The sequence below is a fragment of the Micromonospora sp. LOL_013 genome, from assembly GCF_048060315.1.
GTDB lineage: Bacteria > Actinomycetota > Actinomycetes > Mycobacteriales > Micromonosporaceae > Micromonospora_E.
On record NZ_JBHMIQ010000050.1, the window covers coordinates 1 to 24,225 of the forward strand.

At 72.5% G+C, this 24,225-nt stretch carries 25 protein-coding genes and 1 pseudogene; 6 read left to right on the forward strand and 20 right to left on the reverse strand.

Translation table 11 applies throughout. From position 1 onward, the window contains the following. Window positions 1-72 precede the first annotated feature (72 nt). Window positions 73-879, reverse strand: coding sequence for an SAM-dependent methyltransferase (locus tag ACFHWS_RS25745; RefSeq protein WP_416569284.1), 807 nt, complete (start codon window positions 877-879; stop codon window positions 73-75). 319 nt (window positions 880-1,198) lie between these two features. Between ACFHWS_RS25745 and ACFHWS_RS25750 the strand changes: the two genes are divergently transcribed. Then, window positions 1,199-1,579 carry an ADP-dependent glucokinase/phosphofructokinase gene (locus tag ACFHWS_RS25750; RefSeq protein ID WP_416569285.1) on the forward strand — a complete coding sequence of 127 codons (381 nt, stop codon included), beginning with the start codon at window positions 1,199-1,201 and terminating at the stop codon, window positions 1,577-1,579. 302 nt (window positions 1,580-1,881) lie between these two features. On the opposite strand, the gene ACFHWS_RS25755 is transcribed toward ACFHWS_RS25750, so the two are convergent. The 14 genes from ACFHWS_RS25755 to ACFHWS_RS25820 form a co-directional block, all read right to left on the reverse strand. Continuing rightward, the gene (locus tag ACFHWS_RS25755; RefSeq protein WP_416569286.1) at window positions 1,882-2,445 is read right to left on the reverse strand and encodes a GNAT family N-acetyltransferase; all 564 of its coding nucleotides are present in this window, start codon (window positions 2,443-2,445) and stop codon (window positions 1,882-1,884) included. Further along, window positions 2,442-4,025: an ABC transporter ATP-binding protein gene (locus ACFHWS_RS25760; RefSeq protein WP_416569287.1), complete on the reverse strand. Its 1,584-nt coding sequence runs from the start codon at window positions 4,023-4,025 to the stop codon at window positions 2,442-2,444. Before ACFHWS_RS25760 ends, ACFHWS_RS25755 begins: the two co-directional genes overlap by 4 nt. After that, the gene (locus ACFHWS_RS25765; RefSeq protein ID WP_416550734.1) at window positions 4,022-4,867 is read right to left on the reverse strand and encodes an ABC transporter permease subunit; all 846 of its coding nucleotides are present in this window, start codon (window positions 4,865-4,867) and stop codon (window positions 4,022-4,024) included. Before ACFHWS_RS25765 ends, ACFHWS_RS25760 begins: the two co-directional genes overlap by 4 nt. Next, entirely contained in the window at window positions 4,864-5,814 is a 951-nt protein-coding gene (locus ACFHWS_RS25770) for an ABC transporter permease (RefSeq protein ID WP_416550732.1), read from the reverse strand. The genes ACFHWS_RS25765 and ACFHWS_RS25770 overlap by 4 nt, the downstream gene beginning before the upstream one ends. Further along, a complete protein-coding gene (locus tag ACFHWS_RS25775; protein WP_416550730.1) occupies window positions 5,811-7,373 on the reverse strand; it encodes an ABC transporter substrate-binding protein in 1,563 nt (520 codons plus the stop codon). The genes ACFHWS_RS25770 and ACFHWS_RS25775 overlap by 4 nt, the downstream gene beginning before the upstream one ends. 38 nt (window positions 7,374-7,411) lie before the next feature. Next, window positions 7,412-8,266, reverse strand: coding sequence for a class I SAM-dependent methyltransferase (locus tag ACFHWS_RS25780; protein ID WP_416569288.1), 855 nt, complete (start codon window positions 8,264-8,266; stop codon window positions 7,412-7,414). Between the two features lie 29 nt (window positions 8,267-8,295). Then, window positions 8,296-9,558, reverse strand: a complete 1,263-nt coding sequence (locus ACFHWS_RS25785) for an MFS transporter (protein ID WP_416569289.1) — start codon at window positions 9,556-9,558, stop codon at window positions 8,296-8,298. Beyond that, window positions 9,555-10,574, reverse strand: a complete 1,020-nt coding sequence (locus ACFHWS_RS25790) for a dipeptide epimerase (protein ID WP_416569290.1) — start codon at window positions 10,572-10,574, stop codon at window positions 9,555-9,557. The genes ACFHWS_RS25785 and ACFHWS_RS25790 overlap by 4 nt, the downstream gene beginning before the upstream one ends. Beyond that, window positions 10,571-11,623: a PLP-dependent cysteine synthase family protein gene (locus tag ACFHWS_RS25795; protein ID WP_416569291.1), complete on the reverse strand. Its 1,053-nt coding sequence runs from the start codon at window positions 11,621-11,623 to the stop codon at window positions 10,571-10,573. The genes ACFHWS_RS25790 and ACFHWS_RS25795 overlap by 4 nt, the downstream gene beginning before the upstream one ends. Next, the gene (locus tag ACFHWS_RS25800) at window positions 11,620-12,501 is read right to left on the reverse strand and encodes a Rossmann-like domain-containing protein (RefSeq protein WP_416569292.1); all 882 of its coding nucleotides are present in this window, start codon (window positions 12,499-12,501) and stop codon (window positions 11,620-11,622) included. Before ACFHWS_RS25800 ends, ACFHWS_RS25795 begins: the two co-directional genes overlap by 4 nt. Then, window positions 12,498-13,808 (reverse strand): ATP-grasp domain-containing protein, encoded by a 1,311-nt coding sequence (locus ACFHWS_RS25805; protein ID WP_416550718.1) that lies wholly within the window; start codon window positions 13,806-13,808, stop codon window positions 12,498-12,500. The genes ACFHWS_RS25800 and ACFHWS_RS25805 overlap by 4 nt, the downstream gene beginning before the upstream one ends. A 118-nt stretch (window positions 13,809-13,926) precedes the next feature. Next, window positions 13,927-14,691: a hypothetical protein gene (locus tag ACFHWS_RS25810; protein WP_416550716.1), complete on the reverse strand. Its 765-nt coding sequence runs from the start codon at window positions 14,689-14,691 to the stop codon at window positions 13,927-13,929. A gap of 98 nt (window positions 14,692-14,789) precedes the next feature. After that, window positions 14,790-14,984: a DUF397 domain-containing protein gene (locus ACFHWS_RS25815; protein ID WP_416550714.1), complete on the reverse strand. Its 195-nt coding sequence runs from the start codon at window positions 14,982-14,984 to the stop codon at window positions 14,790-14,792. Beyond that, entirely contained in the window at window positions 14,981-15,136 is a 156-nt protein-coding gene (locus ACFHWS_RS25820; protein ID WP_416569293.1) for a Scr1 family TA system antitoxin-like transcriptional regulator, read from the reverse strand. The genes ACFHWS_RS25815 and ACFHWS_RS25820 overlap by 4 nt, the downstream gene beginning before the upstream one ends. Before the next feature lie 37 nt (window positions 15,137-15,173). Here ACFHWS_RS25820 and ACFHWS_RS25825 point away from each other — a divergent pair. Both ACFHWS_RS25825 and ACFHWS_RS25830 read left to right on the forward strand, forming a co-directional pair. Beyond that, window positions 15,174-15,601: pseudogene (locus tag ACFHWS_RS25825) on the forward strand (ricin-type beta-trefoil lectin domain protein); the annotation flags it as partial. Window positions 15,602-15,807: 206 nt separating this feature from the next. After that, window positions 15,808-16,296: a glutathione peroxidase gene (locus tag ACFHWS_RS25830; protein ID WP_416550704.1), complete on the forward strand. Its 489-nt coding sequence runs from the start codon at window positions 15,808-15,810 to the stop codon at window positions 16,294-16,296. 128 nt (window positions 16,297-16,424) lie between these two features. Here the strand turns inward: ACFHWS_RS25830 and ACFHWS_RS25835 are convergent, their stop codons facing one another. Continuing rightward, window positions 16,425-16,709 carry a DUF4229 domain-containing protein gene (locus tag ACFHWS_RS25835; protein WP_416550702.1) on the reverse strand — a complete coding sequence of 95 codons (285 nt, stop codon included), beginning with the start codon at window positions 16,707-16,709 and terminating at the stop codon, window positions 16,425-16,427. An 8-nt stretch (window positions 16,710-16,717) separates the two neighbouring features. Continuing rightward, window positions 16,718-17,134 carry a hypothetical protein gene (locus ACFHWS_RS25840; protein ID WP_416551082.1) on the reverse strand — a complete coding sequence of 139 codons (417 nt, stop codon included), beginning with the start codon at window positions 17,132-17,134 and terminating at the stop codon, window positions 16,718-16,720. Between the two features lie 530 nt (window positions 17,135-17,664). On the opposite strand from ACFHWS_RS25840, the gene ACFHWS_RS25845 reads away from it, so the two are divergent. Next, window positions 17,665-17,997, forward strand: a complete 333-nt coding sequence (locus tag ACFHWS_RS25845; RefSeq protein ID WP_416550698.1) for a hypothetical protein — start codon at window positions 17,665-17,667, stop codon at window positions 17,995-17,997. On the opposite strand, the gene ACFHWS_RS25850 is transcribed toward ACFHWS_RS25845, so the two are convergent. Together ACFHWS_RS25850 and mqnE are read right to left on the reverse strand one after the other, a co-directional pair. Next, on the reverse strand, window positions 17,965-19,179 hold the full coding sequence (locus tag ACFHWS_RS25850; protein ID WP_416569294.1) for a DUF2254 domain-containing protein: 1,215 nt from the start codon (window positions 19,177-19,179) through the stop codon (window positions 17,965-17,967). The genes ACFHWS_RS25845 and ACFHWS_RS25850 overlap by 33 nt on opposite strands. A gap of 91 nt (window positions 19,180-19,270) precedes the next feature. Continuing rightward, the gene (mqnE, locus tag ACFHWS_RS25855) at window positions 19,271-20,440 is read right to left on the reverse strand and encodes an aminofutalosine synthase MqnE (protein ID WP_416551081.1); all 1,170 of its coding nucleotides are present in this window, start codon (window positions 20,438-20,440) and stop codon (window positions 19,271-19,273) included. A gap of 297 nt (window positions 20,441-20,737) precedes the next feature. Here mqnE and ACFHWS_RS25860 point away from each other — a divergent pair, with 297 nt between their 5' ends. Continuing rightward, on the forward strand, window positions 20,738-22,378 hold the full coding sequence (locus tag ACFHWS_RS25860; protein WP_416550694.1) for a C40 family peptidase: 1,641 nt from the start codon (window positions 20,738-20,740) through the stop codon (window positions 22,376-22,378). A 209-nt stretch (window positions 22,379-22,587) separates the two neighbouring features. On the opposite strand, the gene ACFHWS_RS25865 is transcribed toward ACFHWS_RS25860, so the two are convergent. Continuing rightward, on the reverse strand, window positions 22,588-23,025 hold the full coding sequence (locus tag ACFHWS_RS25865; protein ID WP_416569295.1) for a hypothetical protein: 438 nt from the start codon (window positions 23,023-23,025) through the stop codon (window positions 22,588-22,590). Between the two features lie 337 nt (window positions 23,026-23,362). Between ACFHWS_RS25865 and ACFHWS_RS25870 the strand changes: the two genes are divergently transcribed. Then, window positions 23,363-23,923 (forward strand): hypothetical protein, encoded by a 561-nt coding sequence (locus ACFHWS_RS25870; protein ID WP_416569296.1) that lies wholly within the window; start codon window positions 23,363-23,365, stop codon window positions 23,921-23,923. Window positions 23,924-24,225: the final 302 nt, after the last annotated feature.

A 24,225-nucleotide genomic window follows, 5' to 3' on the forward strand; every position in this document is an offset into this window, starting at 1 on the left:
AGACCGGCACACGACACCAGATTCGGATCGTCGAACGTCGCGCGCACCACCGGCGCGTCCTCCTGTGGTGGCTCAGCCGATGCGGCCGACACCGCCGAACAGGTAGACCTCGGGCTCGTCGGACTCCGGGTCAGGGCGCCAGCGTGAGCAGGTGACGACGCCGGGTTCCAGCAGGTCCAACCCGTCGAAGAAGCGTTCGAGCTCCACCTTGGTCCTGGCGCGGATCGGCGTGCCGCCGCGTTCGGTGGTCTCCCGCATCACGCGCAGCATCGGCTCGCCGTGGATCTCCGCCGTGGAATGGGTGAGCACCAGGTGGCTGCCGGCGGGCAGCGCCTGCACCAGTTGCGCGACGGAGCCGTACGCCACGTCGTCGTCCAGGATGTGGTTGACGACGCCGAGGAGCATGAGCCCGATCGGCTGCGTGAAGTCGAGCGTCCGCCGCGCGGACGCGAGGATCGCGTCCGGCTGCCGCAAATTGGCTTCGACGTAGTCGCAACTGCCTTCCGGCGTGCTGGTCAGCAGCGCACGCGCATGTGCCATGACGAGCGGGTCGTTGTCGATGTAGACCACCCGGCAGCGCGGCTCGAGGGACTGTGCGACCTCGTGGGTGTTGTCCGCCGAGGGCAGACCGGTGCCGACGTCGAGGAACTGGCGGATACCGACGTCCCTGACGAGGAACCTGACCACGCGCTGGAGGAACGCACGCTCGGACTTGGCTCCGATGGGGATGTCCGGGATGTGCGCGATGACCTCATCGCCGGCGGCCCGGTCGACCGCGAAGTGGTCCTTGCCGCCGAGCCAGTAGTTCCAGATCCGCGCCGAGTGCGGAACGGCGGTGTCCATCTTAGAGCCTGAGGGGAGCTCCCAGTCCTCGGTCATGGAACGATTCTTTCGCACCGGCGGGGTGACGACGCAACTGGGGCGGCGGTTCGACGGCCCGGCCGAGCTCCGGACTACGAGCTGAAGCTCACCGCCGATGTCCTGGCACAGCTGGTCGCCGACTACGGTATCGCCGCTGCGGAGCTGACCTCGCCGATCACGGTGACCAGCGAGCGGGATCTCGTGGTGTCGATCCTCGGGTATGTCGCTCGGGGCGGCGAACATGACGTCGCCTCCGCCCCGGCGCTGGAGCTCTTCGCCGGCCGGTTCCCGCACCGGTGGCGCTGGGCGGTACCCACCGGTACGGGCCGGGATCCTGATGAGCCGCCTCGGCGTGCCGTCGACCTTGCACCTGGTCAGCGTCGACGACACCGTACGTCGGCTGCCGCCACCGGACGGCGCGTACCTGTCCAGCGGCGTCGAGGACACCTTGCACCCGCACCTGATCGTCCAGTACGACCAGGGTCTGCGGATCCGCGCCGGAGAGATCGACATCACCGCGCCGTTCCCGAACCGGCTGATCTACCTCAACGACCCGGCCAACAGCACGATGCTGCTCAGCGGCGAGTTCGGCGACCGGCTCAGCCGGGCCGACGTGTTGCTGATCTCCGGATTCAACGCCATGCGCTCCGCCGAGAAGCTCGACCGCCGACTCGCCGAGCTGCGCGTGCACATGCGGCGGTTGCCACCCGGGCGGTGACCTACTTCGAGGACGCCGCCTACCACGAGCCCGCGCTCAACCGCCGGGTTCTGGCCGCGCTGCGCGACGCGATCGACGTGTACGGACTGAACGAGGACGAGACGCAGTCCTGTCTCGGGCACCCGGTCGACCTGCTGTCGGCGGCGGAGGTCGCCGACGCGCTGCCGGCCATGCACGCGCTCGTGTCCGTACCGATGCTGGTCCTGCACACGAAGTACTGGGCCGCTGCCTTCGTGACCTTGGCAGACGGGCTCTCCGAACACGGTGACCTCGACCAACGGCTCCGACCTGCCGAACGATCGCTACCGGGACGCGGTGGTCAGCACGGGCATCGGGATCTCGAAGTGCACCACCCGGGAGGCGTGCGGGCTGCCGTCGCGGGGGTCGTGCACCACCTCGGCCACGCTCCGCCAGAACGCCTCCGCCCCGGGGACCCCGGTGTCGGTGTGCAGGTAGACCGCCCGGTAGCCGGGGTGTCCGGCGGCGAACGCGACGGCCCGTCGGACCAGTGCGCGGGCCAGCCCGTTGCGGCGGTGTTCCGGGCGTACGTAGACCCGGAACAGTTGGGCGGTGCTCGCCGCCGGGTAGCGGTCGACGAGCCAGCGGGGATGCGGCGGGCTGTTCGGCGCGGCGGCGCGGACGGCGGTGGTGGCGACCACCTCGTCGCCCTTGACCGCGACGAACAGCGCATGCCGCTCCGGCCGTAGGTAGGTGCCGGCGAGGTCGATGACGTCGGCGTGCCACCGCGGCTGGTAGCCGTAGCCGAACACCTGGTAAAAGGTGTCGAGCATGACGCTGCGGGCACCGTCGAGGTGCTGCGGCGTGGCGGTACGGATGTCGTACGGACCGATGTTCTGGTCGTTCACGTGGTGCTCATCTCTCCGGTACTGGACGTGGTTGCGGGTCGCGGCAGATGTCGCGGCAGGTCGGGGTCGCGCGGTCGCGGCAGGTCAGGGTCGAGCAGGGCGCGGGTCAGCGGCTGCCGGCCGGCGCGCAGCACGGTGGCGGCGGGACCGTGTTCCACGACCCGGCCGTGGTCGAGCACGGTGACGTGGTCGGCGAGCCGGTCGACCACGTCCGGGTCGTGCGTGATGACCAGCAGCGCGAGCCGGTGGGCGCGGCACACTTCGTCGAGCAGGTCGAGGATCCGGTCCTGGTTGACGCGGTCGAGACCTGACGTGATCTCGTCGCAGACCAGCAGCCGGGGTCGGGCCACCAGGGCGCGGGCCAGAGCGGCGCGTTGCAGTTCACCGCCGGAGAGCCGGTCGGGGCGGCGGGCGGCGAGAGCATCGTCGATCCCGACCTGACGCAGCAGGTCGTGGGCGGTCCGCAGCGCGTCGACGGTCGGTTGGCGGTGCAGCCGTACGGCGGGGCGGGCGACCTGGTCGAGCAGGGCGGCGGACGGCTGGAAACTGGCCCGCGGATCCTGGAAGACGTACTGCACGGTGGTGAGGTCGCCCCGCTGCCGGCGGTCGATCGAGCCGGCGAGCCGGCGGCCGTCGAGTTCGATACTGCCGCCGCTCGGTGGGTGCAGGCCGGCCAGGCAGCGGGCGACGGTGGTCTTGCCGCTGCCGGAGCGGCCGACCAGGGCGAGGCGCTGACCGGGGCCGATGATCATGTCGATGCCGTGCAGCACGGTGCGGCCGTGGTGCGCCGCGGTGAGCCCGGCGACCCGCAGCAGCTGACCGACACCGCCCGGCGGGTCAGCGGCGGGGGTCCGCGCTGGCCGAGCTGGGGTGTCATGGAGGACCGCGTCCGGTGGACCGGAGGCGACGACGGTGCCCCGGTCGAGCATGAGGACGCCATCGGCGACCGCCCGGACCAGGTGCAGGTCGTGGGTGAGCAGGACGACCGCGACGCCGGAGCCGGCGAGACGGCGTAGTTCGGCGGCGACGTCGCGGCGGTTGAGGCTGTCCTGCCCGGTGGTCGGTTCGTCGGCGACCAGGACGCGGGCACCGGCCAGCAGGGCGTGCGCGATGACCAGCCGCTGCTGCTGGCCGCCGGAGAGCTGGTGCGGGTAGCGCCGCAGCAGGTCGCGGTCGTCCGGCAAACCGACCCGGGCCAGCACCGCCCGGACCGCCTGCCAAGTGGCGGCGCGCCGCGTTCGGCGCGACGGCGCCGGGGTGTGCCGGCGGGCGATCTCACGCAGCACCGGGCCGATCCGGCGTACCGGGGTCAGCGCCGCCGCCGGCTGCTGCGGAATGTAGCCGACGGTGCCGCCGGCCGGCGGTGTGTCGGGGGTGACCGGGCGACCGTCGATCTCGATGCCGCCGGTGAGCCGGACGCCTGGGCCGGCTTCGCCGAGCAGCGCCCGCCCGAGCGTGGTCTTGCCGCTGCCGGACGGACCGACGACGGCGAGGACGTCGCCGGCCGGCACGGTGAACGACACGTCGCGCAACAGCCGCTGTCCAGCGGCGTCGGCGCACAGCCCGTCGACCCGGATCACTTCGCGACCTCCGGCCGGGCGGCCAGCAGCTGATCGGTGACCAGGTTGACCCCGACGGCGAGCGCGACGAGCAGCGCGGCGGGCACCACCACCGCCCACGGTTGCAGGAAGATCCCGGCGCGGTTGCGGTCGACCATGACGGCCCAGTCGGCGGCGTCCGGGGCGACGCCGATGCCCAGGAAACTGGCGGTGGCGACGAGGTAGACGGCGCCGATGAACCGGATCCCGGCGTCGGCGAGCAGGACCCGGCGGATGCCCCGGGCGACGTACCCGACCGCCCGCCGCCACCACGTCTCCCGGTAGAGCCGCATCGCTTCCATCGCGGGTCCGTGGGCCAGCGGCAGGGCCGCGGCGCGGGTGATCCGGGCGATCTCCGGCAGGGCGATGACGGCGACGACTACCACCAGCGTCACCGGCCCCCGGGGTGCGGTGGCGGCGAGCAGGATGAGCAGCAGCAGCGACGGGACGGCGAGGAGCAGGTCCAGCGGGCGCATCAGCACCTCGTCGAGCCAGCGGCGGCGGGTGAGCGCGGCGACCAGACCGACGGGTACGCCGATCAGGTAGGCCAGGGCGGTCGCGGCGGCGGCGACCGCGACGACGGACCGGCCGCCGAGCAGGAGCTGCCCGGTGACGTCCCGGCCGACGAAGTCGGTGCCGAGCAGCCCTGCCTGGTCGAACGGCCGGGTCCGGTCCGCGCCGGTGCCGACCAGGGCCAGATCGACCAGGGCCGGACCGGCGAGAGCGAGCAGCAGCGGTACGGCGAGCAGGACGACCCCGGTGAGCAGGCGCGGAACCCGGCCGGTCCGCCGAGCCCGGCTGATAATTGGAGCCCGGCCGGTCATCGGGCACCGGCCATACGCGGGGCGAGCCGGAACGCGATCAGGTCGGCGGCCAGGTTGACGACCACGGTGGTGACCGCCACGATCACGCACAGCCCCTGGACGGTGGGGACGTCCCGGGCGGCGACCGCGTCGACCAGGGCGGTGCCCAGACCGGGGATGACGAAGACCGCCTCGACGACGATGACGCCGCCGAGCAGCCAGTCGGTGGTCCGGGCGAGCTGCTGCACGACCGGCGCGGCGGCGGTGGGCAGCGCATGGGCCAGCCACCGGCGACGGGCACCGAGGCCGAGGCGTCGGGCGTGGGCCACGTACTCGGAGCGCAGCGCGTCGACCATGCCGGCGCGGGTGAGCCGGCTGAGTGAGCAGATCGGTCGGGCCAGCAGCACCAGCAGCGGCAGGACCAGCACGGCAGGCTGGGCGAGCAGGTTGGGGCCGGTGCCGACGGCGGTCGGCGGAAACCAGCCCAGCCGTACGCCGAAGACCGCGACCAGCAGGATGGCCAGGGCGAACTCCGGTACCGCGTAGAGACCGACGGCGACGGCGCTGATGGCGCGGTCGAGCCGGCCGCCTTCGCGCCGGGCGGCGAGCATGCCGAGGCCGATCGCGAGCGGGACGAGGACGAGCAGCGTCGCGGCGGCCAGCAGTACGGTCGCTGCGGCGCTGCCGACGATCATGTCCAGGACCGGCCGTTGGGAGATCAGCGATACGCCGAAGTCTCCGTGTAGCAGCCCGGCGAGCCAATCGAGGTACCGCTGCCAGGGTGGCTGGTCGAGGTCGAGCTGTTCGCGGATCAGCGCAATCCGCTCCGGGTCGGGCTGGTCACCGGCGATCACCACCGCCGCGTCGCCGGGCAGCGCCTCGGTGAGCACGAACACGATGGTGGTGATGCCGGCGACCTGCCCGACGCCGAGCAGCAGCCGCCGAACCGTGTAGCGGGTCAGGCTCAAGCCAGCCACACCTTGTCGAACCGGGCCCAGTCGAGGGTGTTGGCGGGTGCCTCGGCGGACACGCCGCCGACCCGGGGCGCGGTGGCGACGAGGAAGTCGGCGAAGCCCCACACCAGCAGCCCGCCCTCGGCGTGCAGCATCCGCTGCATCTCGCCGTACGCCTGCCGCCGGCCCGCTTCGTCGGCGGTGGAGACGGCGGTGGCGTAGAGGTCGTCGAACTCGGGCCGCGTCCACTTGGTGGCGTTCGTCGTCGAGGTGCTCAGCAACCGCTGCGAGATGTGGGTCTCGATCGGCATGGCACCGGAGCGGAAGCAGGCCATCACTCCGTTGTCGAGCACCTCTCGCCAGTACGTGTCCTTGTTGCGTTGCACCGGTTCGACGTTCAGCCCGACCGCGCGGGCCTGGTCGGCGAAGACACTGGCCGCCTCGACGAACCCGGCGGCCACCGGCGCGGTGTCCAGCGGGATTCGCAGCCCTCGCGCGCCGGCCCGGTCGATGAGCGTGCGGGCCCGGTCGAGGTCGGGTTCGCGCTGCGGGATGTCGTCGGCGTAGTACTGGTAGCCCTTGCCGAACAGGTCGTTGCCGATCTGCCCGGAGCCGGACAGGACCGTCTCGACCAGCTGCTGCCGGTCGGTGAGCAGGAACATCGCCTCCCGTAGGTCCCGGTTGTCGAACGGGGGCCGGTCCAGCTTCATGGTGAAGCCCTGCAGGCCGCTGTTGGCCATCCGGGTGATGGCGATCCGGTCGTCGGCGGCGTAGCTGCGGGCCGTGGTGGGGCTGATGTCGTGCGCGTACTCGACCTGCCCGGCGAGCAGGGCGTTGACCCGCGCCGACTCCTCGTTGGCGATCACGTACTCCAGCTCGTCGAGGTGCGCGGCGCCGTCCCAGTAGTCCGGGTACCGGGCCAGCAGCAGCGACGTACCGGGGGTGAAGCTGCTGAACGTGAACGGTCCGGAGCCGATTGGCCGGTCGAACGATTCGCTGCCCTCGGGCACGATGTACGCGCCGAACGCGGCGAGCACGTTGCCGAATTCGGCGAACGGACGGGTCAGCGCGAATTCCACCGTACGGTCGTCGACGGCCCGGCTCGCCCGCAGATCGATCAGGGACAGGCTGGCCTTGGCGCGGAAGGCCCGGTCCGGGTCGGTGATCCGGGCGTAACTGGCGAGCACGTCGGCGGCCCGCACCGGCCGTCCGTCGTGGAAGGTGGCCTCGCGCAGCGGCACCCGCCAGCGGGTGAGATCGGCGTTGGGCTCCCAGCCCAGTGCGAGCCGGGGCTGGATCGACACGTCCGGGCCGTAGTCGGCGAGCTTGTCGAAGATCGCCTTGGCCCGGGACGCCTCGTTGAACAGGTTCGCCAGGTGCGGGTCGAGGCTTTCGGTGGCGCCGCCACCGGCGAACGCGACCCGCAGCCGGCCACCCCGCTTCGGCGTGCCGCTGTTGACGGCGGTGTCGGAACCAGCGGGGGCGTCGGCGCCGCAGCCGGCGAGGAGCGCGGCGGTCACGGCGGCACCGCCGCCGAGCAATGTTCGGCGGCGTAGTCGGGCAACAGTCGACATGTCAGTTCTTTCCTTCCGAGGGGATTTCAGCGGGGATTTCAGGCCGCGTCGTCGCGGCGGCGGGCGACCAGGTGCAGGCGGTCGCCGCGTAGGCCGGTCGCCAGCTCGGCGCCGGGACGCCAGGGCGGTTCGGTACGCGGGCCGGGGGCGTCGAACAGGGCGAGGATGTCGAACCCGGCGCCCTCCAGCAAATGGCGCAGTTCCTGCGGGAAGAGCAGCCGCCACGCGGAGTTCTGCACGAGTTCCTGCTCAGCACCCGGCCAGGTCCACATCCGACGGCGGCGCAGCAGCTGCGCCGCGGCGTCGATCCACAAGGTGGTACGGGACGTGTAGGTGACGCCCTGCCAGCGCACCGACCGGATGCTGGGCCCGTCGACCAGGTCGGTGTTGCCGAGGAAGTACGCGCCGTTGCGCATCTCGGCGATGAGCAGCCCGCCGGGGGCCAGCTGCCGGCGGCAGCTGGCCAGCGCGGCGGTCAGGTCGGCGTTGCCGTGGCAGTACAGCAGCGCACTGTCCAGGCAGGTAATCACGTCGAAGCGCAGGTCGAGGTCGAACGTACGCAGGTCACCTTCGACGAACCGGACCCGCTGGTGGCGGCGGCGGGCGTAGGCCAGCATCCGGGTGGACAGGTCCAACCCGGTGACGTCGAAGCCGGCGTCGGCGAGGTACCCGGCGTCGCGGCCGGTGCCGCAGCCGAGGTCGAGCAGCCGCCGGCCGGGCGGGCCGGGCGCGAACCGGTCGACCAGGTCGGCCACGAACCTGGCCGCCCGGTGCTCCGGGTCGGGAAACTGGGCCTCGTACAGCTGCGGGTTGTCGGTGAGCAGGTTGCCGCCCGCCACCACCGGCCCGCCCGCCACCACCGGCCCGCCCGCCACCACCGGGCCGCCCGTCACGACAGGTCCGCCCCCGACCACCGGCCCGCTCACCGGGCCGTCTTCTCAGCGGCGGCCGGCACCGTACGTGGGGCGAGCAGGCCGCGGCGGTGCAGCGTCCACACGGCGGCGCCGCAGGCCAGGCCCAGCCCCACGCAGAGCAGCCACGCTCCGGCGGGTACGGCCGGTGCCGCCCCGTCCGGCTGGCCACCGGTCTGCATGAACCGGCCGACGGCGGTGGTGGCCAGCGCCGCCACAACCCCGGAGGCCAGGTAGAACACCCCGAAGTAGGTGCCGGTCAGCCCGTCGCGGGCAAAGCCGGGCACCAGCTCCAACACGAACGGCTGCGCCATCATCACCCCGACCGCCAGCGCCAGCGCGGCGACCAGCGTCGGCAGTGCCCGCACCGGAGGCGGGCCGGTCACCGGCAGCAGCGGCAGCAGGAAGCTGAGGCCGGCCACCGCCATCCCGGCCGCGATGGACACCCCACGGCTGCTCCGCTGGCGCAGCCACCCGGTCAGCCGGACCTGCCAGGCGAGGGTGGCCACCGTGGACACGACGAAGAGTGCCGCCACCGCCAGCGGGGTGCCGGCGGCGGCCTCGGCCTGCACCGGCAGCACCAGGTACAGCTGGGTCTGCAGGGCGAACAGCGCGCTCAACGCCACCGTGAACGCCAGGAACCGGCCGTCGGTCAGCGCCTCCCGCCAGTCCCGGCCGACGCTCTGCCCGCTTCGGGTCACCGGGTGCGGTGGCAGCACCAGCAGTTGCGCCACGGTCAGCGCGGCGAACACCGCCGTCGCGCCGATCGCGGCGGCCCGGAAGTCGACCAGCAGCAGCGCGCTGCCGAGCAGCGGCCCGAGTAGCGCACCGGCGCTGGCGAAGACGTTGAACAGGGCGAACGCCTCGGCCCGGCGCTCGGGAGCGGCCTCGGCGAGGTAGGCGCGTACCGCCGGATTGAACAGCGCCCCGGCCAGCCCGGTCAGCACCGAGGCGGCCAGCAGTGCAGGCAGCGACCCGCCGACCGCGAACACCGCGAAGCCGACCGCCCGCAGCCCGCAGCCCGCGATGATCACGCCGCGTGCGCCGAGCCGGTCGGCGGCCGACCCGCCGACCAGGAACAGTCCCTGCTGGCTCAGGTTGCGTACCCCGAGGACCAGGCCGACCAGGGTGGCCGACAGGCCGATGTCGTCGCGCAGGTAACCGGCCAGGTAGGGCAGCAGCAGGTAGAAGCCGACGTTGACCCCGAGCTGGTTGACCACCAGCAGCCGGATCGCCGGTGGAAAGCTGATCAGCGTCGTCCAGGTCGCCCTCACCGCACCGCCTCCGTCACGCCGAGGCCGGGGGTCTCCGCCAGGCGCAGCACGCCGTCGTGGCCGCCGATCCCGGTCCACGGGTCATCGGCGATCAGCAGGTGCCCGTCCAGGTCGACCCAGCGGGCGAGGCCGGCCAGGTGCACGGCCGGTGCGACGCCGAGCGTGCTGGCGACCAGGCAGCCGAGCATGATGTCCAGGCCGCGTTCCCGGGCCGCCTCGACGATCCGGGTGGCGGCGGCGATCCCACCGCACTTGGCCAGCTTGACATTCACCCCGGCGACCGCGCCGGTGAGCCGGTCCAGGTCGGCGAGGCGCTCGGCGTCCTCGTCGGCGACGACCGGGATCGCGGTGCGGGCGGCCACCCGGGCCAGCAGGTCGGGTCGCCCCGGCGGGGTCGGCTGCTCGACGGCGTCGATCCGGTACGGGGTGAGCGCGTCGAGCCGCCGTACCGCCTGCTCGGCGGACCAGCCGCCGTTGGGGTCGAGCAGCAGCCGGGCCGTCGGCGCCTCGGCGCGTACCGCCGCCACCCGGGCCACGTCGGCGTCGTCACCGGCCTTTACCTTCAGCACCGCGAACCCGGCGGCGACCAGCCGCCGCGCGGTCGCCGCCGCGTCCGCGACCGGCACCAGCCCGATCGTGTACGCCGTGGCGACCGGCGTCGGTACCGGCGCTGCCAGCAGTCGGTGCACCGGCAGCCCCCGGGCCTGGCCGAGCAGGTCGTGCACGGCGGTGTCCAGTGCCGCGAGCACCCCGGCGGGTCCGTCGAACTTGCTCAGCTCGTCGCGCAGCATCGCCGGATCGACGCAGCCGGCGAGCCGGTCGGTCCAGCCGGCACAGGTACGTTCGACCGCGGCTCGGTCGAGTCCGTAGTAGCGGCTGGTGACGACCTCGCTGTGACCGGTGAGCCCGTCGTGCGTGACGGTCAGCCGGACCGCTTCGCGGTGCGCCATCACCGACCGGGAGATCCGCAGCGGTTCGCGCAGCACCAGCCGGTACGGGTGCCAGGACAGTTTCATGCCGGCACCCGCTCGTGGCGCAGCGGGTCGCTGACCACCCGGCAGCGGCTCCACCGGGTGACCTCCACCGCACCGGGGTGCGGTATCTCGACCGGATGGCCGGGGGTGGGGCCGAGTAGCCCGTGCCGGCCGCACCAGCCGTCGTCGAAGATGGAGTCAAGGTAGCGGTGCGGTCCGTCCGGAAAGACCGTCAGCACCCGGGTGTCCGGCTGGGTGCGGGCCACCCAGGCGGCGACTCTGGCGACCGCGCCGGTGGACCATCCGCCGGTGACGAACGCCGTCCGGGCCAGCCGGCGGCAGGTGTCAACCGCCTCCGCCGGGCCCAGCCAGTGCACCTCGTCGAACGCCGGATAGTCCACGTTGTTTGGATAGATGCTGCTGCCCAGCCCGCGCATCACCCGCCGCCGGGCCGGCTGGCCGAAGATCGTCGAACCGATGGTGTCCACGCCGATCAGCCGCAGCCGCGGCCAGTGCCGGCGCAGCGCCCGGGTCAGCCCGGCGCTGTGCCCGCCGGTGCCGACGCTGCACACCAGCACGTCGACCGCGTCGACCTGGGCGGCGATCTCGTCACCGAGGCTCGCGTACCCGGCGGCGTTGTCCGGGTTGTGGTACTGGTCCGGCCAGTACGCGCCGGGCAGCGCCGTCAGCACCTGCGTCAGCCGTTCCCGGCGGGCCTGCTGCCAGCCACCGGTCGGGTGGGGCCGCTCAACCACCTCCAGCCGGGCCCCGTACGCGCGCAGCAGCGCTCGCATCGACGGCTCCAGCTCCCGGTCGACGACCAGCACCACCGGGTGGCCGAGAGCCTGCCCGGCGAAGACCAGCCCGATACCGAGGGTGCCGCTGGTCGACTCCACTACCGGCGCGCCGTCGCGGAGTTCGCCGCGTCGCCGCGCGCCGGCCAGCATCGCCACTGCCGCGCGGGACTTCATCCCGCCCGGCGCGACGGACTCGGCCTTCGCCCAGAAGCCGCCGTGCGGGTGCGGCAGCGGCGCGTCGACGTAGATCAGCGGGGTGTGCCCCACCAGGTTCAGCAGCTGCGGCGCGCTCACCCGGACACCCCGTACCGGTAGATGGTCGTCGGGCCGCCGTCGAGCCAGAAGAACGGGTACGGCTCGGCCGACACCGCCGTCAGCCCGGCGCCGCGGAACCACGGCAGCACCGCGCTACCGGTCTGCGCGAACACCACGAACGGCTTGCCCTCGGCGGCGGCGTGGCCCAGCAGCGGCTCGAAGGTGCCGTTGCCGAGCGTCATTCCCGAGGCGAGGATCGCGTCGCAGCGGTCCAGCAGCGCCGCCGCGTCGGGCAGGCACGGCTCGTCCCATTCGGTGCGGCCGCCGGCCAGGTCGCACGGCAGGTACTGTCGGCCGGCGGCCCGGAGCCGGGCCAGCAGCGAGTTCACCACCCCGACGACCAGGACCGGGCCGCCGGTCGGCGGCAGCAGGTCGACCACGGCGGCGGCCCGGGCCTGCGACTTGGCCAGCGAGCCGCCGGCGGGCACGGTGACCACCGTGTCGGCTGCCTCCGCGTGCGGGCGCTGCGCCATCAGGTACGCGTCGAGTGCGGCCACCCGCACCGGGAGCAACGGATGCGCGAGCAGGTCGGCGACCGTGGCGCCGACACAGTCGTAGACGACCTCGTCGGGCAGCTCGCCGGGTTCGACCGCGCAGGAGCCGACCGCCGCGTCGACCCGCAGGCTCAGCACCTGGTTGCGGTAGCTGCGGAGCCGGTTCGCGTGCCGCGCGCCCTGCCTGGTCACGAACCCCACACTGACCTGGCAGCGGGTCGGGTCCACACCGTGGCGTCCGGCCCGTACCGCGTTGATCAGCGCGGCGAGGGACCGGTACGCCGGCCGGGTCGGCGATCGGGACACGGCCGGTCGGGTCGGCGACACGGACGTCGCCGGACTGCCGTCGGTGGACGCCGTCATACCGCCGCTCCGGCCGGCGCGGCGGCGGACCGGTGCCGGTCGGTGTTGCCGTCGTCGTCGACGTACCCGACGCGTACCTGTGCGGCCAGGCCGTCGGCGATGGTGCGCGCGTCGGCCCCGGCCGTGTCGACCACCATCACGTGGCCCAGGTAGTCGTTGTTGCTGCCGCTGTCACCGGCCCGGTGGCCGGCGGGCTTCACCGACCAGTCGACCACCCGTGGGTCCGCCTGCCAGGCCCCGGTACCGTCGACCCGGGCGACGACGCCGGGGCGCGGCGGTAGGACGAACGCGATCGCCGCGCTGCGTACGCCGGTGTCGGCGGGTGTGAGGTCGGGGGTCTCGCCGAGCGCCAGTTGCGCGTACACCATGGGCAGGTCGATGCCGGTGACCCGGCGCACCAGTTCGGTGATCTGGTTGCCGGCCGGCCGGGGGTTGACCTCGACCACCCGGGGCCCGGCCGGGGTCAACCGCAGTTCGGTGTGGGCGACCCCGCGGTCCAGCCCGACCGCCGCCAGCGCGGCCACCGCCACCGCACCGGCCCGGCGGGTGGTCGCCGGGTCGAGCGGCGCCGGGAACATGTGTCCGGTCTCGACGAACCCCGAGGCGCCACCGAGGCTCTTGTCGGTCACCCCGACGACTGTCGTGTCCCCGTCCACGGTGACCGTCTCCACGCTCACCTCCGGGCCGGACAGCAGCTGCTCCAGCAGCACCGTCGGCACCCGGGGCTGGTGCCGGGCGTTGACCGGGAAACCGGTGAGGGCGTCGAACGCCGTCCGCAGCCCGGCCTCGTCGGCGACTTCGCGCACGTACATGCCGGCGCAGAGGTCGACCGGTTTGACCACCAGCGGGAAGCCCAGCTCCCGGGCGGCCCGTGCGACATCGGACCAGCTCTGCCCGAGCGCGTACCGGGGTTGCGGCACGTCGACGGCGTCCATCGCCGCCCGGGCGAGGTCCTTGCGGTACGCCCGCCGTACCGCGGCCGGGTCCGCGCCCGGCAGCCGCAGGTGGGCGGCAAGTTGGGCGGCGGTGTCGAGGTAGTAGTCGCAGGAGGTAAGTACGCCGTCGAAGCGCAGCGCCCGGTGCAGCTGTTCCGCGTGCTCCAGCAGTCCGGGCAGGTCGTTGGTCTCAGCGGTCAGCACATTGTGGGCGGCGAGCAGCGGATGCGCACCTCCGGCCGGCGCGCCGCGCAGGTAGTGGTGCAGGTCGCGGGTCAGGAAGGAGAACCGGTGCCCGGCCTCCAGCACGGCCCTGGGCAGCAGGTGGGCCATCGCACCGACCCAGCTCTCCACCAGCAACACATGCGCCATCGACGCCTCCTCGCTCGGGAACCGGCATGGCGATGATAACGGTTTTCGTTTGTGGAGCATAGGTGCCCGCCATCCGGCCGGCGGTCAGTGCGGCAGTGGCCCCGAGGGCTCACCGCCGCTACTGGCCTGCCTCGGCCCGTGGAGCGGATGTCGGCGGGTGGAGACCGGTCAAGCCCGTCACAAGCAGCAGGTACGCGGTCAGCTCCAGCAACGCGGTGAGTGCCGGGACAGCCGATGGCGTCCACCAGGTGGACCCGACGGCGTAGGCGGCGGACCAGGCGAGCTGGTCGCCCGCGTACAGGGGCAGCGGCACAGCTCGGATGGCCGCGTCCACCTGGGGCAGCGCGGTGACGGCGAGCAGCGCCGCGCCGGCCGAGGCCAGCCACCGGCGGTGCCCGGCCAGCGCCGTGGCGAGCGCCAGCGCGGCCAACCCGAGCCCCAACGGCGGCAGCACCGCCAGGCTCACGGCGATCACCGAGCCGGCCAGGTCCGCCCCGGTCGGGTGGTCACGGTGGTCCGCCGCCAAGGTCAGCCAGATGGCAGAGATCCGGATCACCGTGTACCCGGTGATCACCGCGGCTGCCAGTGCTGTGGCGACCGCTGTCCGGCGCCGCCGGGGGTGGCGGTGCCACACCGCGAGCAGTATCGCCACCGCGGTCAGCGACGCCCAGCAGATGGCGAGGCCCGCCTCGACGCCAGCGAACCGGTCGACGCCGGCGGTATCCGGCCGCAGCACCTGCCAGCCGTAGCCTGCGGCCTGGTCGGCAGGCATCGTCCGGGCGGCGTCCAGCATCAGTACGGCGAGCGCCGCCGGCACCGTCCAGCGCGGCGTCGGCAGCCCGCTGACCACGGCGTAGGCGACGAGCAGACCGATCGCCAGCACCTCGGCATAGCGCCAGACCGGACTGTCCGTCAGGATGCCGACGGCATGGACCAGGGTGCACCCGCCTGCGGCGGTCAGGAGAACCGGTCGGACGGGTGTCAGGCTTCGAACCTGCCGGTCTTGATGTCCTGGACGAAGCCGGTCCACTGGGTCGGGGTGAAGGACAGCACCGGCCCAGCCTGGTCCGTGCTGTCACGCACCTCGGTGGCCTGGTCGACGTACCTCGCCTCCACGCAGGCACCGTTGTGGCCGCTGCGGCTGCTCGTGCGCCACTGGTTGTCGAGTGCCTTCATGGTGTCTCCCTATCCCGGAGGTCCTTGATCATCTCGGTCGATGCTGCGGGTGACAGGGCAGATGCCCGCAGGTCGTCGAAGACCTTGGCGCACCTCTGCACATCCTCACCTTCAGCGTAGAGGTCTCCGGTCAGCCCTTCGATGTAGACCACCCCTGGCCCTTCGTCGAAGCTGAGGATGTGGAAGCTCGAGATCCTGTCCCGCTACGGCTGTCGTTGACCACCACCGGTGGCGGCCAGACCAGCCGGATCATCGGGCTCGCCGGCAAGTGCATCGACGTACCGAACTCCAACGGAGTCGACGGCCAGCACCTGCAGTTGTACCGGTGCAACGGCACCAACGCGCAGAACTGGACCTTCCCCGGCGACGGCACCATCCGGGCACTGGGCCTCTGCATGGACGTCGCCTGGGGCTCGACCGCCAACGGTGCCGTGGTGCAGCTCGCGACCTGCAGCGGCAACCCGGCCCAGCAGTGGGTGCTCTCCAGCGCCGGTGACCTGGTCAACCCGCAGGCCAACAAGTGCGTCGACGTGGTCGACTGGAACACCGCCGACGGTGCTCGCCTGATCATCTACGAGTGCCACGGCGGGGCCAACCAGAAGTGGCGGCGCGGCTGACCGTCGCGTCGCTGCCGATTTCCCGGCAGTCCACCGCGCCGGAACCGGGCGCGGGCTCGTCTGCCCCGAGGCGGTCGGAGGGCGGCCGCAGCTTATGTTGGCAGGCGGGTGCGGTGTGCACTCGCGGCGGCCGATCACGGACACGTCGCCTACCTGTACGACGGCCGGCCGGTGCGAGCGCACTGGGCGGGAGAGAGGATCGAGACGTGGGGATCTACGACATTCCGCTCACCACCCTGGCCGGGCAGCCCGGCTCGTTGCGGGACTTCGCCGGCAAGGCACTGTTGGTGGTCAACGTGGCGTCGAAGTGCGGGCTGACCCCGCAGTACGCCGGCCTGGAACAACTGCACGAGCGGTACGCCGACCGGGGCTTCTCGGTGGTCGGCTTCCCGTGCAACCAGTTCGGTGGCCAGGAGCCGGGCAGCGCCGAGGAGATCCAGGAGTTCTGCTCGGCGACGTACGGGGTGACGTTCCCGATGTTCGCCAAAATCGAGGTCAACGGGCCCGGCCGGCACCCGGTCTACGCCGAGTTGACCGAAACCGCCGATGCCGACGGTGCGGCCGGTGACATCCAGTGGAACTTCGAGAAGTTCCTGATCGCGCCGGTCGGCCGGGTGGTCGGCCGGTTCCGGCCCCGGGTCGAGCCGACCGACGACGCGGTGGTCGCCGCGATCGAAGCACAACTGCCCGGCTAGGGAGCTACCCGACTGTCTCGCGGGCGACCGGCCCTGGGCTGGGGCCGGCCGTACGGTCACCCGTTGGTTGAAGGTCTGCTTTGAGTGACCCACGCAGTGCCAGATCTACCGGGGCCGGTGGGCGAATGCTAGGAATCCTCCTGGGGCTTGCCGGCCGTACCGTCGGTCTGGTCCTCGCCGGCCAGAGCGGACCGCAGCCGTTCCTTCTCAGACCGGCGACGCTCGGCGGACTCGGCGATCTGCTGCGCCATCTCGTCCCGCCAACCGCGCATCAGAAACCAGGACAACGCGGCCGAGAAAATGACCGCGATCATAAGTTTCAGAAAGACGTTGATGTCGACCGGCCAGAGGGCCAGCACGACGATCACGAACAGCCCGATCCGGCCGAGCGTGTACTTCACCGCAGGGCTCATGCCTCTCCTCACCGGCCGTCCAGCCACCGGACGCCATGGAACCAGACCGCCGCGTACACCAGGGCGAAGACCGCTGCCCCGATCCCGCCGCCGGCCGTCGGCGGCAGGTCGGCCGCGATCCCGGCGGCGAGCAGCCCGGAGGCGACCCCGACCCCGGTCGCCACGGCGGCGGCGACGAACCGGACGGAGCCGCCGGCCCAGGCCCGAAAGTCGTCGGCGAACAGCCACGCCGGCAGGATCACCGCCAACCAGCCGTTCGACTGGCCGAGCCGACCGTCGCCGATCAGCGTGAACACGCCGTCGAACAGCAGCAGCACGACCAGGCCGATCACCAGGCCGGCGCCGACCACGCCGAGCAGATCCGGCAACGCGACCACCCGACCCGCGGCGTCCCGGCGCGGAAGACTGTCGCTCTTCGATTCCATCATGACCAGGACGAGGGTACGCCTGGGCCGGTGCCGCACCCGGACCAGGTTTGCCGGGCCGCCACCCGGATAGCCGGCCAAGATGGCAGCCGACCCCCGGTGGTACGGGGCACCAAGGGTCGGCGCCGCCAGGTTTGAGCCGCCTACCGCTGCGGTGAAGGTGTCCGGATGCATCCGCTGCACCTGAGCTATGCCCTGGTCGGCGTGCTCGCCGTACTGCTGGCCTTCTGGTCGAGCGCCATCCGCCGCGCACCGGTCAGCGAACCGCTGCTCGCGTTGCTGCTCGGCGTCCTGGTCGGCCCGGTGTCCGGGCTGATCGATCCGTCCCACCACGACACCATCGGCCTGCTCCGGGAGGCCAGCCGGATCCTGCTGGCCGTGTCGCTAATGGCGGTGGCGCTGCGGTTTCCCGCCACCGGGTACCTGACGGTGACCCGCCCGGTCGGGGTGCTGCTGACCCTGGGCATGGCCGGGATGGCGGTGGTCAGCGCCGGTTTGGCCTGGCCGCCGCCCGGCCGGCCGGACAGCAGGTGGCCGAGGCGGCCTGGGGCGTCGGCGGTGCGGTCCTGGTCGGCGTGGCGGTCGGCTGCCTCGCCGGCTGCCGGTGGTGCTGGCCCTGCGCCCGGCGCTGGGCGCTGGGCGTGTCGTGGCGGGACACGGTGTTTCTCGGCTGGTTCGGCCCGATCGGCGTGTCCGCGTTGTTCTACCTGACCTACAGCTTCGCCGAGGGGGCGACGGATTTCCGGCTGTGGACGGCCGGGACGCTGGTAATCGCGGCCAGCACCCTGGTGCACGGGGTGACCGCCACCGCCGGTCGCCGCTGGTACTCCTCAGCGACTTCCCGGGGCGTCGGCGGCCGGTGACGCCGCCTGGCACCGCTGGATGTCCGGCCGGTGTTCGGGCCGGGCCGCCGTGGTCAGGTCGGCGAGAATGCGGTCGATCAGCTCGATGACCCTCGGCTGGTCAGTGGCTGCCTGTCGGACGTCGGTGATCGAGGTGGCGAGGTGGCTGGCGAACGACTGCCGGCGGACGTGGACCCGGACCGTCCCGTCGTCGTCCTGGACGATCCTCGGCCGGTCCGGCCGGTCGGCCAGCCGGCGCAGCAGGTCGTGCGCCTCCTGCAGGGCCCGGACGGCGGTGGTGGCGTCGTTGATGCCGGGCGAGAGCGCTCGTTCGGCGATGTCGGCGAGCTGCCGGAGCCCGAAGCCGACGTCCTGGCCGGGGATCCGTTCGACGCCGACCTCGACGGCCTGCTCGGCCAGCTTCGCGTCGACCGGGCCCGGCGGGGTGTCACCGACGGCGTGTACGGCGACCAGCGGCATGCCGGCCACGACGAAGTCACCGGGGATCCGCTCGACCGTGAAAGCGCAGCCGTATCGGCGGGCGAGCCGCGCCAGCATTGTGGTGTCGACTTCGACGATCACCCCGGTATCCGGTGCCGCCAGCACGTCGACGATCGGTCCGTCCGGGGAACCGTCCGGATCGGTCGGCCGGGGCGCCCACCGGTCGATGCTGCGCCTGCTCTGTACCCCGATCGCCGCGATCATGTGCGAGACCCGCATCAGCGCGGTCATGTGGTGCAGGTAGTAGATGAACATCCCGGTGCTGCCCAGCACCAGGGCCATCGACACGGCCAGCGACAGCGCCGGCAACCGGGCCTCGGAACGGCCCGGTAGCGCGGCGAGGACCACCATCGCGAACAGGAACGTCGCGACGAAGGTGCCGAGGGTGGCCTGGGTGACCCGGTCGCGCAGGAACGTCCGCAGCACCCGGGGTGAGTACTGGCTGGAAGCCAGCTGGACCGCGACCACCGTGATGGAGAACACCAGCGCGGTGAACGAGATCATCGCGGTGATCACCGAGGACAGCAGCGATCTCGCGCCCTCCGGCCCGCTCGGCAGAAAGCCGTCCAGCCGCAGCCGCAGATCCAGGGCGGTGAGCAGGATCGCGCCGAGCACCGCGCCGGTCGCGATCGCCGCCGGCACCGCCCAGAAGCTGCCCCACACGCCACGGAGGCGGGGCAGGATGCCACGCGGCTGACTCACCGCAGTGTCCTACCCGCGCCGGGGCGGGTCGACACCTGTCGGCGGAGTCAGACCGGTCCGGCTGCCTCCGCGCCTTGCTGAACGAGTCCAGTCAGGCCCAGATCTGCTGCGGCTCGGCCCGCCGTTCGGCCAGCGCCGGCGGCCGGTCGTACTCGCGTACCACCTGGTAGCGGGTGTCCCGCTCGACCGGCTGGAAGCCGGCGTCCCAGATCAGGTGCAGCAGGTCCTCGCGGTGCATGGTGTTCGGTGTGCCGTAGGAGTCCGCGTCGTGGGTGATCTTGTACTCGACCACCGACCCGTCCAGGTCGTCGACGCCGAAGTTGAGCGACAACTGCGCCACGGACAGCCCGTGCATCACCCAAAAACACTTGACGTGCGGCACGTTGTCGAACAGCAGCCGGGACACCGCAAAGGTCTTCAACGACTCGGCCGGTGCCGCCATCGTGGTGCGCTCCTGGATCCGGTTCCGGATCTTGCCGTCCGCCGAGTCGACAAAGTCGTGCTGGTAGCGCAGCGGGATGAAGACGGTGAAACCGCCGGTCTCGTCCTGCAACTCGCGCAGCCGCAGCACGTGGTCCACCCGGTGCCGGGGTTCCTCGATGTGCCCGTACAACATCGTTGACGGCGTCCGCAGCCCCTTGCTGTGCGCCAGCCGGTGAATCCGTGACCAGTCCTCCCAGTGGCAGGCGTGGTCGACGATGTGCTGGCGGACCTCCCAGTCGAAGATCTCCGCGCCGCCACCGGTCAGCGACTCCAGACCGGCGTCCATCAGCTCGTCGAGGATCTCGTCCGCCGGCAGCCCGCTGATCTTTTCAAACCACTGCACCTCGGTCGCGGTGAACGCCTTGAGCTTGACGTTCGGCAACGCCGCCTTCAGCTCGCGCAGCACCTTCGGGTAGTACCGCCAGGGCAGGGTCGGGTGCAGGCCGTTGACGATGTGCAGCTCGGTGAGCTGCTCGTCCTCCATCTCCTTGGCCTTACGAACGGCCTCGTCGATGCGCATCGTGTACGCGTCCTTCTCGCCCGGCTTGCGCTGGAACGAGCAGTATGCGCAGGAGGCGCTGCACACGTTGGTCAGGTTGAGGTGCCGGTTGACGTTGAACATCACCCGGTCGCCGTTGAGCTCGGTCCGCCGGTGGTGCGCCAGCCGGCCCAGCCAGGCCAGGTCGTCGCTGGCGTACAGGTCCACCCCGTCGGTGTGGTCCAGCCGCTCCCCGGCGTACACCTTCTCTTCGAGCTCACGCTTGCGACCAGCGTCCACGTCCGCCACGCCCCTTCCCGGCCGGCCACGCCGACGACCCGCCGTCGACGACCATCAGTCGTGATCCGCGTTCGAGGGTACGTCCCGGGACCGTCGGTCGGCTCGTCGCCCGGCGGCACAGCGACCTGCGTCATGCCCAGGCCGGCAACCTCTCAGCTTCTCGTTACCTCACGACTCATCGACATCAGCAGCCCCGTGCGGTAAGACCGATGTGGGACAGGCGACACCAGGCGACGCGACTCGGTTCCGGCGCATCAGCACCGGACAAACGCGCCGTACGGGAGCGAGCGGGCAGGCATGGCACGAAGAAGCAGGGGCGCGGCGGTGGGCCAGCGGCGCGACGGAGCACGACGGCAACGCCGGTTCGTGATGGTCGGTGCCGTTCCGGTCCGGCTGAGTCCGGCCCTGTGGGCCGGCCTGCTCGGTGCCGTCACCGCAGTCGCCCTCGCCTCCCCGGTGTACGCCCAGCCGGCGACCGTGCCGGACACCGGCAGCCGGCCGGTGCCCGCCGGCGGCCTGCAGCTGCCCGGCACCGGCCCGACGACCAACGCGCCGGCCATCACACCCACCCCGGTGGAGGGCCCGCTCGCCGCGCAGATCTACGCCGGTGAGACCGAGGTCGCGCTGCTCGGTCAGCAGTTGCTCGAGCTCGAACAGGAGCAGACCGCGGCGGAGACCGCACTGGCCGCCGCCGAGCAGTCGCTGCGCGAGGCGCGAACCGCGCTGATCGAGGCGCAGCGGGACGCGGACATCGCGGCGTCGTACGCGCTGAAGGACGCCGCCGCGATGCCGCCCGGCGAGTACCGCGGTGACCTGCACGGACTCGGTGCCCTGTCCCGGCTGCAACGGGGCCAGCAGCCCGGCGTCGGCACCGACGCCGCCAACCGGGACGTCTCGCTCGCCGCAGCCGCCGAGCAGGAGGCGTACCAGACCTACACGGCGGCGCTGGCCCTGGTCGACGCGCTGCGCAGCGAGTTCGGCAGCACCGAGGGCACGTTCAAGCAACGGGAGACCGCGCTGCTCGCGTTGAAAGAGCAGAACACCGAGCAGCTGGTGGCGATCGAACGCCAGCGGGAGGCCGCCGAGCAGGAGATCGGGCAGGGCATCGACGGGATCGACGGTGCCGCCGCCCACCCCCGTGCCGTCGCCGCCCTGGAGTTCGCCCTCAAGCAGCTCGGCAAGCCGTACCTGTGGGGGGCCGAGGGGCCGCACCGCTACGACTGTTCCGGCCTGATGTGGGCGGCGTACCGGTCGCCCGGCGCCGACTACTTCAGCCTGCCCCGGGTGGCCAAGGACCAGTACTACGCGACCCGGCACAACAAGGTGGACCGGTCGGCACTGCTACCCGGTGACCTGATTTTCTTCGCCTCCGGGTCCAGTTGGACGACGGTGCACCACGTCGGGATGTACGTCGGCAACGGCAAGATGGTGCACGCGCCGACCACCGGAGACGTGGTCAAGGTCTCCACCGTCTGGTGGTCCCGGTTCTACGCCGCGACCCGGGTGATCCGCGAGGTCGCACCGACCCCGTCGCCCACCCCGACTCCGACGCCCACGCCATCGCCGACCCCGTCGCCCACCCCGACTCCGACGCCCACGCCATCGCCGGACCCGTCGCCCGACCCGTCCGACTCGCCGTCGCCGGACCCCACGGATTCGCCGTCGCCGGATCCGTCGGATTCGCCGTCGCCTTCCCCGTCACCGTCGACCAGCCCGTCCACGCCCGGTCCGATGCCGACGCCGAGTGACCCCAGCCCGTCGCCGACCGGCTCTGGGACTCCGGATCCGGACGCGAGCGGCTCCGGAACCCCGGATCCGGACGCGAGCGGCTCCGGGACGCCGACCAGTACCCCGAGCGAGTCGAGTCCCGCTTCGGCCGGCCCGAGCGCGTCGGCTACGTCGGCCGGCACGCCGAGCGCAGGCCCGCTGGAAGGCTGACCGTACGTCCTCCGGTCGGACCGTTGCGCCCAGGACCGGACAGACGGCCACGGTCGGTACGCCGATACTCCGGCTGCGCCGAGGTGCATCGGTATGGCACGGTAAACCGGCGGACTCCTCACCGGCCGGAGGTGTTCCGGTGAGCTGGCACGGGAGGCAGTGATGGACGAAGCTCGGCCCTGGTCGTCGGTGGACCAGGTCGACGGTGGTCAGCGGCGGGTGCCCGACCAGGTCGACCGGTCCGGATCGGCGCCGCCACCGGCAGAGGAGTTGCCGGCTCCGTTCAGTCCGCCACCGCCACCACCGGCCGGGGCGCTGTGGGCGTCGTCGGTCGGCACCGGCTCCAGTGCCGACGTCCCGGTCGTGCCTGGTACGTCTTCCCCGTCGTCGTCGGCGGCCGGGCCGTCGGCTCCGACCTCACCGGCGGCCGGGCCGTCCGCGTCCGCGTCGCCGGCGTCCGCATGGTCGGCGTTTGCCTTGCCCTGGCAGCCGCCGGCCACGACCGACCAGCCGCCGGCCGCAACTGACCAGCCGCCGGCCGACCATGCCGCGTCGGCGTCCGCAGCCGCCGCGACCGAGCCACCCGCCGCGGTGTCGTCGCCTCCGGCGGCCGGCGGGGAGGCTGCGTCGGCCCGTGCCCGCGCCACGGTGGCCGGAGCGCAACGGTTCTCCGCCAGCGACGCCGGGGCGCTCCGGGTGCCGACCGGCGGGACCCGGGTCTACGGTGCGCGTCGTACCGAGGAGCCCTCGCCCAGCGGTCCGGCCCTACCCCCCGACCCGGTACAGCCACCCGCACCTGCGGAACCGCCGTCCGGGCCGACCGCACCCGAGCCGGAACCCGCCCCGGCCCCGGCTCCGCCGTTGCCGCCACGGCCGACCTCACCCGATCCGGTGCCGGGCCCGTACCCGCCGGGCCCGGGTCCGAATCCACCGGGCCCGACTCCGCCGCCGCCGGTCCCGCCGCCAGCCGGGACCGCGTACCAGATGACCCAGGCGGCCGGCGGCTACACGATCCCACCGGCGGTTCCACCGACGTCGTGGCGCGAGTCACCGCCGACGCCCTGGCACCAGCCGCCGGCGCCGCCGGAGCCGGTCGTGCCGCCGGAGCCTTCGCCGGCCTACGGGCAGTGGGCACGCAGCACCCCGGCCCCGACCGCCGGGCGGGTGTACGGGGCCCGTCGGCCCGACAGCGACACGCCCGGACCTCCCCCGGCCGGTGCTCCCGGCGTACCTTCCCAACCCGGTGCTGCCAACCGGCCAGCGGCCAATCCGACGATGGGTCTGCCGATGGGGGCACCCGGCGGCATGTCCGGCGCACCCGGCGGCGTGGTGTTCAACCCCGCCGTGGAGAACTCCGGCTCGCTGACCGGCCACATCCTGGCCCAGGGCTGGGCGGACCTGCCCGAGCGGGAGGACCGCAGTACCACCAAGGTGGTGCTGGCCATGGTGGTCGGTCTGGCCGTGATGGTGGTGATCGGCATCGTCGCGGTGCTCGTCGTGGGTAACATCTTCACCGACATCTTCGACGGGCTGCTGGGCGGTTGACGCCGGATCGGCTGAGGTGAGTCGGCCCACCGGTCGGACGGGTCAGGTGGCAGCAGCGCGGCAAACCCGTACACTTGTCACTCGATCATCAACCCGGCGCGCTACCGCGTGCTCATGGGCGATCTTGCGGGCGATTCAACGGTGCACACCGGAACGGGCCATTCGCGAAGATCCGCCCCGCTCTGAGAGGTTTTCTTGACCACCTTCGCTGATCCCAGCACGTTCCCCTCCGTTCTCGACACCGTGCCCGAAGCCGCTGGCCTGCCGGCGGAGCCGGCGACCAGCCAGACCGCTGATCCGGT